1 rRNA gene is annotated in these 281 nt (G+C 43.4%); it reads left to right on the plus strand.

Going from position 1 to position 281, the window contains the following annotated elements:
* Positions 1–281: ribosomal RNA gene (locus LDP10_RS03490) — 23S ribosomal RNA — on the plus strand; the annotation flags it as partial.

Here is a 281-nt window from a genome sequence, read left to right on the forward strand (position 1 = left end):
TATTCCTGTGCTTTGTGTTACTGCGAAGGGGGGACGGAGAAGGTTAAGTTAGCCAGGCGACGGTTGTCCTGGTTTAAGCGTGTAGGTATAAAGATAAGGCAAATCCGGTCTTTTTTAATCTGAGGCGTGATGACGAGTCATTAAGGTGATGAAGTAACCTATACCACGCTTCCAAGAAAATCCTCTAAGCATCAGGTAATATAAAATCTTACCATAAACCGACACAGGTAGTTAGGTAGAGAATACTAAGGCGTTTGAGAGAACCTGGGTGAAGGAACTAG

The organism is Buchnera aphidicola (Pemphigus obesinymphae) (assembly GCF_026122815.1).
Lineage (GTDB): Bacteria > Pseudomonadota > Gammaproteobacteria > Enterobacterales > Enterobacteriaceae > Buchnera_C > Buchnera_C aphidicola_BJ.